The organism is Fluviicola sp., assembly GCF_039596355.1.
GTDB lineage: Bacteria > Bacteroidota > Bacteroidia > Flavobacteriales_D > Crocinitomicaceae > Fluviicola.
Map to the genome: position 1 here is coordinate 14,084 of NZ_JBCNJW010000004.1, position 15,525 is coordinate 29,608.

Sequence of the window (15,525 nt, forward strand, 5' to 3'; positions counted from 1 at the left end):
CAGCGCTCTAAATACTAAGACTAAGATATCAATAAAAAGTTGTTTTTTGGTGAAACATTTCTTACCTGAATCGATTTAGAATCCGTAAATTTGCACCAAGATTTTTGATGCCCATGAGCGATGCAATTAAACATGAATGCGGAATCGCACTCATTCGATTAAAAAAGCCCTTACACTATTACGTAGAAAAATATGGAACGGCTTTTTATGGTTTAAACAAGCTCCACCTTTTAATGGAAAAACAACACAACCGCGGACAAGACGGGGCGGGAGTTGCGAACATTAAATTAGACATGGAACCTGGTGAGCGGTACATTTCACGCTACAGGAGCATCGATCCGAAACCGATCCAGGATATCTTCGACCATATCAACAAACGCTTTTATGAAATCGGGGAAGAAAATCCCGAATTATTGAAAGATGTAGACTATCTGAAGAAACATGCAGGCTTTACCGGTGAGTTATTCCTCGGTCACCTGCGCTACGGAACCTTCGGTAGGAATTCAATTGAGAGCTGTCATCCGTTCCTGAGACAAAACAACTGGATTACGCGTAACCTCGTTGTGGCAGGAAACTTTAACCTTACAAACGTTGACGAATTGTTCGACGTATTGCTGGAAATCGGGCAGCACCCGAAAGAGAAATCAGATACGGTAACGGTACTGGAAAAAATCGGGCATTTCCTGGATGTGGAAAACGACGAAATGGTTCAGAAATACCAGGCATTGGGTTACAGCAGCCACGATATTTACCAGAAAATTGCCGAAAACATCAACATCGAACAAATCCTGAAACGCGCTTCTGAAGTGTGGGATGGCGGTTATGCGATGGCAGGTTTGTTCGGTCACGGGGATGCGTTTGTTTTGAGAGATCCGAACGGAATCCGCCCGGCATTTTATTTTGAAGACGAAGAAGTCTGTGTGGTTGCATCGGAAAGACCGGTAATCCAGACAGCCTTCAACCTGAAATACGACGATATCAAGGAGCTGACTCCGGGTCACGCTTTGATCATCAAAAAGAACGGACAGGTTTCCGAAGTGGAAATCAACGCTCCGAAAGCAGCGAAAAAATGTTCGTTCGAACGCATCTATTTCTCCAGAGGAAACGATTACGATATTTACCAGGAACGCAAGAACCTCGGTCGCTTCGTGGTTCCGAACGTGTTGAAAATGATCGATCACGACCTGGATAATTCAGTATTCTCCTTCATCCCAAATACCGCAGAAAGCAGTTTCTATGGAATGATCAAGGGACTGGAAGATTACTTGAACGAACAGAAATACGAGCAGATTCTATCTCTGGGGGGTCAACACACTCCGGAACAACTGAAAGAAATTCTTACACGCAGAGCACGCATCGAAAAGATTGCAATCAAAGATGCGAAAGCACGTACGTTCATTACACAAGACGATGCCCGCGACGATATGGTGGCACAGGTTTACGATATTACCTATGGTTCCGTAGTCAGAGGAAAAGACAACCTGGTGGTGATTGACGACAGTATTGTACGCGGCACGACTCTGAAACAGTCGATCCTCCGCATCCTGGATCGTTTGGATCCAGTACGCATTGTGGTCGTTTCTTCCGCTCCGCAAATCCGCTACCCGGACTGTTACGGAATTGACATGGCGAAAATGGGTGATTTCATTGCTTTTGATGCCGCTATCACGTTATTGAAAGAAAGCGGGCGCCAGCACATCATCGATGAGTGCTATCAAAAATCAAAAGAACAGGAAAAATTGCCGAAAGAGCAGATCGTGAACTATGTAAAAGAAATTTATGCTCCGTTCACTCCACAGGAAATTTCGGATCAGATTGCCAAAATGCTGACTCCTGAAAATATCAAAGCGGAAGTGAAAATCGTTTATCAAACGGTAGAAGACCTGCACAAAGCTTGTCCGGGGAACACCGGAGACTGGTATTTCACGGGAGACTACCCTACTCCGGGAGGAAATAAAGTCGTGAATAAAGCTTTTATTAACTATATTGAAGGCAAAAACGAACGAGCTTATTAAACGGAATGCTTAAAAAACCCACAACTGTTTTTGTATACTTGCTGGGTGCTTATGTACTGATTCAATTCCTTTGGTGGGGCTATCACCTTATTGATTTAACCCGTTCGGCTCACCACGCCGATAACAGTATTGCCAAGCGCATCGTGATGATTATCGGTGAAGGAACTGTTTTCCTGATATTGCTCCTTTTTGGTTTGTGGAAGATCAAACGTTCCATCAAAAAAGAAATCCAGGTAGCGCGCCAGCAGAACAATTTCATGCTTTCCGTTACACACGAGCTGAAAACACCGCTTGCAGCCACAAAACTCTACCTGCAGACCATTCAGAAACACAAACTGAATGAAGAAAAACAGCAGGAACTGATCCAAAAAGCACTGGATGAATCAAACAGGCTCGAAAATCTTGTGGAACAGATTTTAACAGCATCCCGTCTGGAACAGCAGGCTATGCCGCGGCTCATTACTTCGGTTTCGTTGAAAACGTTTTTAGCCAACCTGATTTCCATCCAGGAAAAGCGCTTTCCGGTGACGCTTCACATGCATGAATTTGAAGACATTTACCTGGAAACAGATCCGCAGATCCTGACGTATATCCTGAACAACCTCATCGAAAATGCATACAAATACGGCTATACCGACCAAGGTGTCGATATCACTGTTGCAAAAGATGAATTCTATGTTTCGATCCAGGTAAGGGACTACGGAAAAGGGATTCCGCCTGATCTTCAAGATTTGCTCTTTAAAAAATTCAATCGTTTAGAAAACGAAGAAACGCGTACTACCAAGGGAACCGGACTGGGCTTGTTCATTGCCCGTGAATCGGCTCGAACCCTGGGTGGAAACCTGAGTCTGATGAAAGTGGACGGGCCGGGTGCGTGCTTCGAAATACAAATGCCTTATGACAAGTAATCAAAAAGTTGGTTTAATCATTTTGGATGGCTGGGGAATCGGTGATCACTCCCAGGCTGATGCCGTTTTCAATGCCAAAACTCCGGTGATGGATTCCCTGATCGAACAGTACCCGAACAGTACCCTGATTGCCAGCGGTGAAGCTGTAGGACTTCCGGACGGACAAATGGGAAATTCCGAAGTGGGGCATTTGAACATCGGTGCAGGACGCGTGGTTTACCAGGAACTGACCCGTATCAATAAATCCATTCGCGAAGGAGCTTTTTTCAAGAACCCGGTTTTGGTTGATTGTTTCGAAAAAGCAAAAAATAAACACTCCAAAGTACATCTCATCGGGTTGGTTTCCGATGGAGGCGTACACAGTTCGCAGGATCACTTACACGCTTTGCTGGATATGGCAAAGAGTTACGGTTTGTCGAACGTATGGGTACATGCCTTCACAGACGGAAGAGACTGCGATCCGAAAAGCGGACTGGGCTTCATTCAAAAGCTGGAAGAGCACATGCAGGTTTCTACCGGGAAAATTGCCACGATCGTAGGACGTTATTACGCAATGGATCGCGACAACCGCTGGGAGCGCGTGCAGGTTGCCTACGATGCAATGGTGAAAGGGATCGGAACCCATTTTTCCAATGCTGCAAGATCCATCGAAACCAGCTATGAGGAGGATATTACAGACGAATTTATTCAACCACTGGTGATCAGCACCGGAGAAGGGCGCATCCAGGACGGGGACACGGTTATCTGTTTCAATTTCCGTACCGACCGTCCGAGAGAAATCAGCCAGGTATTGACACAGCAGGCCTTCCCTGAATACGGGATGCATCCGCTAAATATTGATTATTACACCATGACGCGTTACGATGCCAAATTCAAAAACGTGCATGTGATTTTCGAAAAAGACAACCTGCAAAATACGCTGGGAGAAGTCTTGAGTAAAATGGATCGTACGCAGGTACGCATTGCCGAAACGGAAAAATACCCGCACGTTACGTTTTTCTTTAGCGGAGGACGGGAACAGGAATTCAAAGGAGAATCGCGCATCCTGGTAAAATCACCGAAGGTTGCCACGTATGATCTACAGCCCGAAATGAGTGCTCCGGAAGTAAAAGAACGCATCCTGGAAGAATTGAAAGCAGATGAACCGGATTTCTTCTGTCTGAATTTTGCAAATCCGGATATGGTCGGGCACACGGGCGTTTACGATGCCATTGTGAAAGCGGTTCAAACGGTTGATTCCTGTCTGGGCGAAATCGTTGAATTGTCCAAAAAACTGAACTACGAGCTGATCATCATTGCCGATCACGGAAATGCGGATGTCGCATTCAACCCGGACGGCTCTCCGAATACAGCGCACTCACTGAACCCGGTTCCGGTTATTTTGGTAACCAGCCAGCAGCACCTGAAATTAAACAACGGAATCCTGGCGGATGTTGCTCCAACAATTTTGGATCGCATGCGCATTGCTGCACCATTGGAAATGCAAGGAAAAAGTTTGGTTGCGCTGAGCAATTGATTTTGGAAGGTTTCGGGGTGAGTTTGAAGTCCTGAATCCCTTGCTACCACTGGGAAAATAGATGCATGTCTATTCGTATTTTTAACAACAGAATATTCTCTCGAACGATATCAAAAACAAAAGGCGTCCACATCAGTGAACGCCTTTTGTTATCTGTTGTTTTCTCTGTTATTAATCTCTGATCAACTGGATGAATCCTTGTCCTGTGATTTCTTTTCCCATCAGTCCTTTTACAGTGTATTGCAGGAAGTAAACACCATCCGCCGCAAGGGTTCCATTGATTTTTCCATCCCAGAAAGGATCAAGACCTGAACCTTCATAAACGACGTTCCCCCAACGGTTATTGATTCGGATATTGACATCCGTAGCATTGGTAGTCGTCAATTTGAATACATCGTTGTTGTTGTCACCATTCGGAGTAAAGATATTCGGTACAATGACCGTAGGTTCCGGGTAGAGACAAGATCCGTCATTTTGAACAGCAGTCGGATCGTAGTTTGTTGCTAGCGGATCCGTACAACCACATTCAACGATCAATACAGAAGCAAATGCAGTATCTCTACACGGCCCGTTGATGACAATCAGTGCAATGTCAGCTGACGCGGTATATGTCTGCGACTGTGAGCTCAAATCGTTTACAAACGCTGTATTTCCGTTTCCGAAATACCATTCGTAATTCGTTGCATTCTGGCTGTTGTTGGTAAATGTCACATTCAACGGATTACATCCGGAAATGGCACTCAATGACATATCTGCAATTGGCCCCGGTTCGCTGTCCAGGTAAACGGAATCCGTTACGGAACATACGTTATCTGTAATCGTAAACACATACCACCCCGGTCCCAGGTTTTGCATCACGGACGCATCAATACTGATTGGTCCGCCGGTATTCGGGCCTTCCCAATGGTAATGAGGCTGACCGGTAATTCCCTGCCCAATTCCACTCACGGCTCCATCCGGAGTACAGGCAGATGCCATAAACGTCATCATCGTGTCAATTGCCAATGTCTGGTTCATCGTTACAGTCACCGTATCCGTTCCCGTGTTTCCACACTGGTCGGTTGCCGTGACATAGAAATCAAACGATCCGTTTTGCAGTACCGGGACATAGGCTGTTCCTCCGGTTTGTCCGCCATAAGACCACGTATAGGTATAAGGCGGAAAGCCTCCGCTGGCCGCAGCCGTGACCATGACCGAATCATTCGCACAATAAACTGTCGGATTCGATTCGTTAATCGGAAGTGTCGGTCCGTCGATGATATACAATGTTCCCGATGTAACGATCGTATCGCCACAAGGAGTGATTGTCGTTGCCGTGATAATAACCGTCTCAGGAGACTCAGTAATTCCGTCTCCGAAAGGAGTCAGTGTAATGATAATCGTATCTTGTCCAGGTAAAAAAGTAACCGGGTTCGGTAGGTTGTTGTAATCAACTCCCATCGTTGCTGTTCCGCTGATTCCGTAATTCACAACCAATGTATCTCCCAATTGTGTTTGAGGACGGGAAAAGATAAATTGTGCATCCGTACAGTTTTCAATCACCGTTGTATCTCCTGTTACGGTTGCAACCGCGATGTTTACAGCTTCAGATGAGAAAGAAGATCCTTCGAGGTATACCCCGGAATCCAGGATCTGGTCACCTACGTTGGAAATCGCCAGTTTGATGTGGTATGTCTGCCCGCACTGAACGCTTGCATTTGCCGTCATCACGACTGTTCCTGCGTTGTAAGGATATCCGGTCGTGTTTCCGTAAGTTGTCGTGTAATACACGGCATTACTCTGCCAGTTCGGATCCTGCGCATTACAGTAACTTGGCGCACCGTAGATTCCTGCAGTTCCTGAGTTTACCGTATTAATCGCAACCGGAACACTTCCTCCCGGAACCAATGCGATATTATCTGCACCATTCTGATACGGGCCGGAAAATCCGGGACCGGAAATGAAAAATCCAAAAACGTCATTGTAATCGGAACAAGCATACGAAGGATATTCTGCTGAAGCGAACATGTATCGGAATGAAATCGTATCTCCCGAAGGGATGAAATCAAACTCAATGATACAGCCGTTTGTTACGGTATTTGTTGCGATCGCTCCCAAATCCTGATCGTAGGTTACTGTTCCCGGGCCTCCGTTTGTTCGCATATAAACACCGTTCGCAAAAGGAAAGGTTGAAGAGGTAAAGGAAAGGGCATTTCCCTGGACTGTCTGGGCATTTACCAGGCTATTGTTATACTTTACGTTTGAAACAACAACTCCTTGTCCCACCAGAACACTTTGAACCAATTGCTGGGGAGTCATGGTGTTTTGAGTTGTCACCTGACCGGTTGCCGTAAAACAGCACAACGCCATAATAACTCCAAGTATCGTAGTAATTTTTTTCATAATCTAAGTTATTGTGACCTTTAGACTAACTGAAACTGTTAAAGGTTGCATTTTGTGTCTCAATATTATTAAATTTTGTTTAATTGTTAAATTTTAATCACAATTATTCGATAAAAAACGCGATGATTTAACCACTTTTGCTAAATCAATTCATTTTTTATGCAAAAAACCCAAAACTATATACAAGAAGCGAAAGACCGTTTTCTGCAGGAGCTCATCGAGTTATTGAAGATTCCGACCATTTCTGCCGATAGTGCTTATGCACAGGAAGTTATTCGAGGTGCTGAAAAAGTAGCCGCATTTCTAACGGATGCCGGAGCAGAGCGTGTGGAGATCTGCAAAACAGCAGGACACCCTATCGTTTACGGAGAAAAAATCATCCATGCAAGTGCACCTACGGTACTCGTTTACGGACACTACGACGTGCAGCCTGCCGATCCGATCGATTTGTGGACTTCTCCTCCGTTTGAACCGGTTGTGAAGAAAACGGAGATTCATCCTGAAGGCGCTATTTTTGCCCGTGGTGCGTGTGACGATAAAGGTCAGTTTTTCATGCATGTGAAAGCATTCGAAGCCATGATGAAAAGCGGCGAACTTCCTTGTAATGTGAAATTCATGATCGAAGGGGAAGAAGAAGTAGGTTCCGAACACCTGGGAATTTTCGTCAAAGAAAACAAAGAGCGCCTCAAAGCAGATATTATCCTCGTTTCGGACACCGGAATGCTGGCAAACGATACCCCTTCCATTACGACCGGTTTGAGAGGACTGAGTTATGTGGAAGTAGAAGTTACAGGCCCTAACCGCGATCTGCACTCAGGTCTATACGGAGGTTGCGTAGCAAATCCGATCAATATCCTGACCAAAATGATTGCTTCCCTTCACGACGAAAACAATCACATTACCATTCCCGGATTTTATGCTGACGTGGTTGAACTCAGCCTGGAAGAGCGCGCTGAAATGGCAAAAGCTCCTTACGATGAGGACAAGTATAAAAAAGCACTGGATATTGATGCCGTGTACGGAGAAACAGGATATACTACTCCGGAACGCGGTTCGATCCGTCCTACTTTGGATGTCAATGGAATCTGGGGTGGCTACATCGGAGAAGGGGCAAAAACGGTAATCGCTTCCAAAGCTCATGCTAAAATTTCAATGCGTTTGGTTCCGAACCAGTCTCCTGAAAAGATTACAGAGCTGTTCAAAAACCATTTTGAATCGATTGCACCTGCCGGAGTCAAAGTAGTGGTGAATCCACACCACGGTGGTGAACCTGTTGTAACACCGATTGATTCCATCGCATACAAAAGCGCCGCGAAAGCGTACGAAGAAACATTCGGAAAAACACCTATTCCGGTAAGAAGCGGCGGAAGTATTCCGATCATTGCGTTGTTTGAGCAGGAATTGGGCTTGAAAACGGTTATGATGGGATTCGGACTGGATTCAGATGCGATTCACTCTCCGAACGAGCACTACGGATTGTTTAATTTTTACAAGGGAATTGAAACGATTCCGTATTTCTTTCATTATTTCAACGAAGCAATGAATTAATTTATGAAGAAGATTCTTTTTATATGCGCCCTTCTTTTGGCGGTTTCAAGCTGTAAGTTTGTAGAGCCGGAAGTTTCGGGGTATTCCAATTTCAAATTCGGGAAACTGGAAGGAAAGACGTTGAATGTGAGCTTTGATGCAACGGTCAACAATGAAAATGGGTATGGCTTCAAGGTAAAAAAAGGGAAACTAACCGTTTCCATCAACAACCTGGAGCTTGGAGTGATCGACCTGGATAAGAAAATCAAGGTTCGCAGAAAATCTGAGAATGTGTACACTGTTCCGCTCCAGCTAAGTTTGAGCGACGGAGCTTTGTTCCGTTTGCCGAAATTGCTGAACGCAGACAAATTCGACCTGCGACTGGATGGAAATGTCCGCGGTTCCGTTTGGGGCTTCGGGAAAAATTTCGAAGTACACGAAACACACAGCTTGTCTTCCGGAGATATCAAATTTGATGGTTTGCTGGAAGGAATCATGAAGGGAGCAACCCGGAATTAAGTTCCTGAAAAACAATTATTGGAAAGGCTGGCTTGAAGTTCAAACCGGTCTTTTTTTTGTGGCTGGAAATAGGGTCCTGTTTTTGGCAAGTCCTCACAATTTTACAAATTTCTTCTAATCTCGACAGCTATCGGGATGTGTAAAAAGCCTGATTCTACTGGCCTGAAGACGTTTTTTCAGACACGATACTGCACAAAAAAGCCCTGGTCATTGAGCGGAGTCGAAATGCCAGGGCTTTTATAAAATCTATTCTTATTTCAACAGGTTTCTCCAGCTTACTTTCTGGCTGATAATCTGGTTCAGTTCGCTGATCGCAACGCGGTCTTGTTTCATCGTATCGCGGTCGCGGATCGTAACCGTATTGTCTTCCAAAGTTTGATGATCCACCATCACACAGTAAGGTGTTCCGATAGCATCTTGCCTGCGGTAGCGTCTCCCCGGAGAGTCTTTTTCATCATACTGGCAGTTGTAATCCAGTTTCAGTTCATTGAAAATCTCCAATGCTTTTTCCGGCAAACCATCCTTTTTGGTCAACGGCATAACCGCCACTTTATATGGAGCCAATTGTGCCGGCAAACTCAATACCGCACGTTCGGAACCGTCTTCCAGTTTCTCATTCTTGAGCGATGCACTCATCACCGCCAGGAACATACGATCCAAACCAACCGAAGTTTCTACCACATACGGAACGTAGCTTTGGTTCAGTTCCGGATCGAAATACTGCAATTTCTTCCCGGAGTATTGTTCGTGTTGTTTCAGGTCGAAGTCTGTCCGTGAGTGAATTCCTTCCAATTCCTTGAATCCCATCGGGAAATCGAATTCGATGTCACACGCTGCATTCGCATAGTGAGCCAGTTTGATGTGGTCGTGCTCGCGGTAGTATTGGTCTCCCAAACCTAAAGCCTTGTGCCATTTCAAACGCGTTTCTTTCCAATGGTTGTACCAGGTCATTTCTTCTCCCGGACGCACGAAAAATTGCATTTCCATCTGTTCAAACTCGCGCATGCGGAAAATGAACTGACGGGCAACGATCTCATTTCTGAATGCTTTACCGATCTGGGCAATTCCAAACGGAATCTTCATACGACCACTTTTCTGAACGTTCAGAAAGTTCACGAAAATACCCTGTGCCGTTTCCGGACGCAGGTAAATCGTTGCGGCATCTCCAGCTACAGAACCCAATTCAGTAGAGAACATCAGGTTAAACTGACGCACTTCTGTCCAGTTTCTGGAACCACTGATCGGACAAACGATCTCCAGATCCTCGATCAGTTTTTTCACTCCGTCCAGATCGTTGTTCTCCAACGTCACACGCATACGGTCTTCGATCTCTTTGATCTTGTCTTCGTTGCGCAGTACATTCGGGTTGGTAGCACGAAACTGAGCTTCGTCAAAAGCATCTGCAAATTTCTTTGCTGCTTTCTCAACTTCCTTATTGATTTTCTGGCGAATCTTCTCGATATGTTCTTCGATCAGGACATCCGCCCGGTATCTTTTTTTCGAATCTTTGTTGTCAATCAACGGATCATTGAAAGCGTCTACGTGGCCGGAAGCCTTCCAGGTTGTAGGGTGCATGAAAATGGCAGCATCGATCCCCACGATGTTTTCATTCATCTGAACCATGGATTTCCACCAATACTGCTTGATATTGTTTTTCAACTCGGAACCCAGCTGACCGTAGTCGTAAGTTGCCGCCAAACCATCATAAATCTCAGATGAAGGAAAAACAAAACCGTATTCCTTCGCGTGAGAAATAACTTCCTTCAGTAAATCTTCTTTCTGTTCCATGGCGCAAATTTAACTGAAATACGATAAACGAAGTATTCAATCTGAGATAATTAATCCCCATCTTTGTGTTACTTTTCGAAAGTTTCGGAATTAGAGAAAAAAAGATCACCATGAAAAAATCGTTTACTCTTTATCTGCTTCTCGGATTTATCACAGCCTGTTCGACTTCACAGCCTGAAAAAACGGGGAACAAACCGGTTGTTTCTGAGGAAAAATCTGTCATCAAACCTATTGAGGGCATGGAAATTCCGATCCGGACTTTTACTGTTTCTGCAACCGAAAAAAGTGTGATCGACCTGCCCAACGGCGGAAAAATCTCCTTTCCGGGAAATGCCTTCGTGGACGAAAACGGAAAAGCAATCACAGGAAAAGTAGACATCCAGTGGCAGGAATACCATTCATTGACGGATATTTTGTTCTCCGGAATTCCGATGACATACGATTCACTGGGTGTAACCCGTGCGTTCGAATCTGGTGGAATGTTTACCATCAGCGCCGTACAAAACGGGAAAACCGTTGAACTGGCTCCCGGTAAAAACGCGGGAATTGACCTGGCATCTTACAACTACCGGAAAACATTCAATTTCTACTCACTGGACGACCAAACCGGGAAATGGGATTACCAAACAACGGCCACGGCAACTGAAAATCCGAAAGCTGTTTCCGGTTCCGGAAGTCCGGCTAAAAAAATGAGCACTTACACCCTGGATGTCACTCCGGTTATTTCAAAGGATTCGTTCCCGGAACTCAACCCGGATGAAATCATTGCCTGGGAAGTGGATAAATCTCAGATCGGCGCAAAAGAACTCGCTTCTTTCACCCTAAAAAAAGTGGATGCCCGCATCATTCAGAGAAACCGTGATCACTACGTTCTCAGCCTGAAAGAAGGTAAAAACACCAAAACCGTGCAGGCAAAACCGATCACTTTCGCATCGAAAAGCAGCAGTAATGATCTTGCAAAAACAACCGTAGAAGATAAACTGAAACTGGCACTGGAGTACCAGAATCTGGCGCAACAGGGACAGCTGATCCGCAGCATCGAGATCCCGAAATTCGGAACCTACAACTGGGACTGCATGTATGAAAAACCAACCGAAGATATTTTTGTGAAACTGGACGTTGAAAACCGGGAAGACGACGAATACACCTGTTTCTTCTACGTGATCCCGAAAGACGGCATCATCGTACCGATCGAAGAGCATTCAAAAGTACGCGTCAGCCTGGAAAACCCGAGTACCATCGTGGCAATCACCAAAGACAAGGAAGTCTATTCGGTCAAAAACCAAGATCTGAACAAAGCCATACACCAGCAGGGACAACGCGAATTCACTTTCCAGATGTCCGGAAGAAGAGGCATTCTGAGAGAACCGAGAGACATGTCGCGACTCCTTCCGCTTTGTGTGTGAATCGTGTTCCCGGCGCATGAAACGTTTATTCCTCCTTGTTTTCTGCCTAGCCCAGGCGCTCATCTCGCATACGCAGGCACTTCCGCTCGTGAAAAACGGGCAGTGGTCTCTCATTGACACCAACGGAAGGCTCATTACAGAAACACCTTACGAATACATCGAAACGTTCGATCAGTCGGGAACTACCTTTTACCAGAAAAATGCGCTCTACGGAATTTTGGATCTCCGGGGAAAAGAACTCACTCCAGCCGTTTACACCGATATCCAAAACTTTGGTTTCGGGGTGTATTCCGTGAAACAACAAGACCGGTGGACGCTCATACAAGTGCTTCCGGAGCTGCGCACCATCCGCGATAGTTTACTGGAAGTACCAACAGTGATCAGCTCCAACTGGATTCAGCTCACCGACCGCAAAACACAGAGCAGTCAATTGTTCTGTGTTCAGTCAAACAAATTGCTTCCGCTCGACAACAATACGCACATCATCGACCAGGCATACGATTACCTCTATCTGAACACCAGAGATAGTGTGTTTGAAGTGCTCGATCCTGCTGGAAATTCTATGGGAAAAGATCCCGGTATGTTCCTGTATCAGAACGACGGCGTACTGGAAATCCGGGATACCATCCGGGTACTTCTCTACAGGGACAGCAACGGCCCCTGGCCCTTTCAGCAAAACATCATCAGTGTTGAAGCCTTTTACGACAAACTGATTGTGACTTCGGAGCGCGATGTGGTGATTTATCATGCACAAACACGACAACGGATTTTTGGCGGAAACTTTCAATCAATCAGCTACCTCGACACCAATTATTACCTCGTAAAGCGCTTCGATAATCTTTCGAACCTGGTCAGCATCAAAACGCAGAAACCGCTGTTTTCGTACAAATATGCTTCGATCTGGCGGTATGGTGATCTGTTTGAAGTCAAGCTGCCAAACGGGAACCTCGGTCTGATTGACAAAAACGGAAATGAACTCATCATGGGTGTGTATACGTATTTCAACAAAGACGGAGACTTCATTTACACCCATTTGAACAAATCCAACGGACTATACTCCCTGAAAACTAAAAAGACGCTTGTTCCCTGCGCTTTTAACCGGATCATCCTTTCGAACAACCTGATCAAAGCGTTCGGAGACAAAGTCATTATGGCGGTTAAAATCAATGACAAACACCAGGTGTTGAATGAACTTTACAGCGAAAATCCGGTAGTGATCCGTACCCAGGAATATAAAGTTCCGGTTTCAAGAGAGTCTTTTTACATCGATCCGAGATTGCTCTCACTCGGTTGGTTTGTCGATAGCACACTGGTCGAAGTCCCCGGAAAACCCAGTAAAATGACGTATACCTGGGGATTGAAGAGTCCTTCCGATTCCGTGCTGATTGCTCCCCGTTTCAAACAACTGAAATATGCTTTCGGGCCTTACACCTTCAACGTGAACTCCATGACTTCTTTCGGGAAAAGCCGGAACATCTCGTATGAAATGCGACCGAAACAGGCCATTTACCTCGACAAGGGAAAAGTGATCGGGAAAAACAACATCCTGGACATCGACACACTGGATTTCCTGAACCGGTCTTTCATGCGCGGCGCTACTTCCAAAGGTTTTATCATCCTGAGTGATTCCGGAACAATCAAAGATGTGGATTTCGTGGAAATCGGTCAGGCAAAAATTCTCCGGTTTTGCGAAAAAGGAGAAGCAAAAGTTATCGATCCGTTTTTGACCCCGAATCTGAAAGAAGTAGTTCCTTTCAATACCAAACATTTTTTCAAAACCCAGCTCCGGAACTTTGGCGAAAAGGTGCACCTGAACAGCCGCTACTCCATTCAATATGAAAATGCAGAGTGGAATTACCTGCTCCCGGACGGAGAAAAACTGCACCCGGAACCACTTGAATTTGCCTTTGCATTTGTGGGAAATCACGGAATTTGCAAGAAAAAGGGGAAATGGGGTGTGCTCTCTCCCGATTCGGTCCTGGTTCCTTTTGTTTATGACAATATCGACCGGATCATCAAGGGTAAAGACACGTTTTTCGTCTGCCGGAAAAATCAGGCCGGGTTTCACCTGCTCGATACCATGCTACGCCCGATAGCGGAGGTACAGGCCTTTGTGAAATCGGTAAAATCGCTCACGCTTGTTTCCAACGGCCGCATGCAACGCATCATCAACAACCACTACCAGGCGGTTGATTCCCTGCGTTCGCAATGGAAATTATTTGATAACGGATATAGTGCCTACAAACAGAAAAAACAGTGGATTGTGCTGGATCAGGGAGGAAACTATGTTGGTGAAACGACCCTGAAAATAGATGAATTCCTCACCGATGAGCATTTCATCTTCCACGAAGGAGTAACACTTGGAATCGCTTCCATCTTACAAGACTCCGTTCCGGATGCGGTGTACAAATCCGTGAAGCGAACGGGGCCGTTCATTCAGCTGGAAAAAGGTGGCGCCAAAAAACTGCTTGATCTGAATCTGAAACAGGTGTTTTCCTGGGAAGGCGGGAAAATCCTGGTGGATTCGGTTTCCGGGAATTTTGTTCATTCGAACGGAAACACGCTGACGGTGTATCAACCCAGCGGTAAGAAAGTGAAAAAACTGAAGCTGGGTATACCGGATCATTTTGTGAACGGAGGTTTCATTTTCGGAGGTAAAACAACCCGTATTTACAAAGCAGACGGAACTTTTCTCTATCAATTCGACCCGATTGTGAAAATCCGGTCGTTTGAAGATCACTACCTCGCCATCAAAACAGATTCTGCAGGCTGGCTTGTATTTGATTCAAACTGGAAGCAAATCCGTCTTTCTGCGGAAAAGATCAAGTACCTGAATTATCATGGCAGACAGGTATTCTCGTTCCAGGGAAAACAAGATTTGTATTCGATTAAAAACCTCGAGAGCGGTAAACAGTTGGACGGATTTTCGCATGTTGGCGGATCTATTACTGAAGGTGCTTTACTGGCCCAGAGAAATAATCGCCGCTACTTTTATATTGATGAGCAGCTGAGCAGTGAAAGTGCATCGACCTATGCGCATGCCAGACCGTTTCAAAACGGACTGGCGGTCGTGAATGATCCAAGGGGATGGACTCTGATCAACACACATTTCCGGCCGGTTTCTTTCCCTGGTTTCGGAGAAATCAAGGCGCTCTCACCGACTATTTACGCTGCTCCCCGAAAGCCTTTGGTCACTCTGATCTCATCGAAGGGCGAAGAATTGATTCCGCTTGCGTACGAACAATTCAAGTTTATCTCCAATCAGCTGGTGCAATGCATTTTCGGTGGGGAAATCAGTTATTACAAGATTCCGGGAGGAAAGCTCGGGTACTAAAAAACCCTGATTCCGAAGGACGAAACCAGGGTGTTGATTTTATTTCGTTAATCTGTATTCTCAGAAATGGACGGTCGCACGCTGCTTCACTCCCCGATTCAAACGCAAATTTGCCATATCGCCATATTAC

Annotated in this window: 9 protein-coding genes; 7 read left to right on the top strand and 2 right to left on the bottom strand. The window is 45.5% G+C overall.

Annotated features, from left to right (window positions below; all coding sequences use genetic code 11):
* The first annotated feature begins 113 nt into the window (after positions 1–113).
* The 3 genes from ABDV94_RS09995 to gpmI are packed head-to-tail and all read left to right on the top strand — an operon-like array spanning position 114 to position 4,439.
* Positions 114–2,015, top strand: coding sequence for an amidophosphoribosyltransferase (locus tag ABDV94_RS09995; protein ID WP_343607019.1), 1,902 nt, complete (start codon positions 114–116; stop codon positions 2,013–2,015).
* Between the two features lie 5 nt (positions 2,016–2,020).
* Positions 2,021–2,923, top strand: coding sequence for a HAMP domain-containing sensor histidine kinase (locus ABDV94_RS10000; protein WP_343607020.1), 903 nt, complete (start codon positions 2,021–2,023; stop codon positions 2,921–2,923).
* A complete protein-coding gene (gene gpmI / locus ABDV94_RS10005; RefSeq protein ID WP_343607021.1) occupies positions 2,913–4,439 on the top strand; it encodes a 2,3-bisphosphoglycerate-independent phosphoglycerate mutase in 1,527 nt (508 codons plus the stop codon). Before ABDV94_RS10000 ends, gpmI begins: the two co-directional genes overlap by 11 nt.
* 171 nt (positions 4,440–4,610) lie before the next feature.
* Here the strand turns inward: gpmI and ABDV94_RS10010 are convergent, their stop codons facing one another.
* On the bottom strand, positions 4,611–6,821 hold the full coding sequence (locus ABDV94_RS10010; protein WP_343607022.1) for a choice-of-anchor L domain-containing protein: 2,211 nt from the start codon (positions 6,819–6,821) through the stop codon (positions 4,611–4,613).
* A 159-nt stretch (positions 6,822–6,980) separates the two neighbouring features.
* On the opposite strand from ABDV94_RS10010, the gene ABDV94_RS10015 reads away from it, so the two are divergent.
* Both ABDV94_RS10015 and ABDV94_RS10020 read left to right on the top strand, forming a co-directional pair.
* Positions 6,981–8,369, top strand: coding sequence for a dipeptidase (locus ABDV94_RS10015; protein WP_343607023.1), 1,389 nt, complete (start codon positions 6,981–6,983; stop codon positions 8,367–8,369).
* 3 nt (positions 8,370–8,372) lie between these two features.
* On the top strand, positions 8,373–8,867 hold the full coding sequence (locus tag ABDV94_RS10020) for an LEA type 2 family protein (RefSeq protein WP_343607025.1): 495 nt from the start codon (positions 8,373–8,375) through the stop codon (positions 8,865–8,867).
* A gap of 252 nt (positions 8,868–9,119) precedes the next feature.
* On the opposite strand, the gene ABDV94_RS10025 is transcribed toward ABDV94_RS10020, so the two are convergent.
* A complete protein-coding gene (locus ABDV94_RS10025) occupies positions 9,120–10,655 on the bottom strand; it encodes a glycine--tRNA ligase (RefSeq protein ID WP_343607027.1) in 1,536 nt (511 codons plus the stop codon).
* A 110-nt stretch (positions 10,656–10,765) separates the two neighbouring features.
* On the opposite strand from ABDV94_RS10025, the gene ABDV94_RS10030 reads away from it, so the two are divergent.
* A complete protein-coding gene (locus ABDV94_RS10030; RefSeq protein WP_343607029.1) occupies positions 10,766–12,061 on the top strand; it encodes a hypothetical protein in 1,296 nt (431 codons plus the stop codon).
* A 16-nt stretch (positions 12,062–12,077) separates the two neighbouring features.
* Positions 12,078–15,395: a WG repeat-containing protein gene (locus ABDV94_RS10035; RefSeq protein ID WP_343607031.1), complete on the top strand. Its 3,318-nt coding sequence runs from the start codon at positions 12,078–12,080 to the stop codon at positions 15,393–15,395.
* Positions 15,396–15,525: the final 130 nt, after the last annotated feature.

Bases quoted from the DNA above. Each gene is read 5' to 3' on its own strand.
- ABDV94_RS10020 (WP_343607025.1), top strand. From the start codon at position 8,373: ATGAAGAAGATTCTTTTTATATGCGCCCTTCTTTTGGCGGTTTCAAGC.
- ABDV94_RS10000 (WP_343607020.1), top strand. From the start codon at position 2,021: ATGCTTAAAAAACCCACAACTGTTTTTGTATACTTGCTGGGTGCTTAT.
- ABDV94_RS10010 (WP_343607022.1), bottom strand. From the start codon at position 6,821: ATGAAAAAAATTACTACGATACTTGGAGTTATTATGGCGTTGTGCTGT.
- ABDV94_RS10015 (WP_343607023.1), top strand. From the start codon at position 6,981: ATGCAAAAAACCCAAAACTATATACAAGAAGCGAAAGACCGTTTTCTG.
- ABDV94_RS10025 (WP_343607027.1), bottom strand. From the start codon at position 10,655: ATGGAACAGAAAGAAGATTTACTGAAGGAAGTTATTTCTCACGCGAAG.
- ABDV94_RS10035 (WP_343607031.1), top strand. From the start codon at position 12,078: ATGAAACGTTTATTCCTCCTTGTTTTCTGCCTAGCCCAGGCGCTCATC.
- ABDV94_RS10030 (WP_343607029.1), top strand. From the start codon at position 10,766: ATGAAAAAATCGTTTACTCTTTATCTGCTTCTCGGATTTATCACAGCC.
- ABDV94_RS09995 (WP_343607019.1), top strand. From the start codon at position 114: ATGAGCGATGCAATTAAACATGAATGCGGAATCGCACTCATTCGATTA.
- gpmI (WP_343607021.1), top strand. From the start codon at position 2,913: ATGACAAGTAATCAAAAAGTTGGTTTAATCATTTTGGATGGCTGGGGA.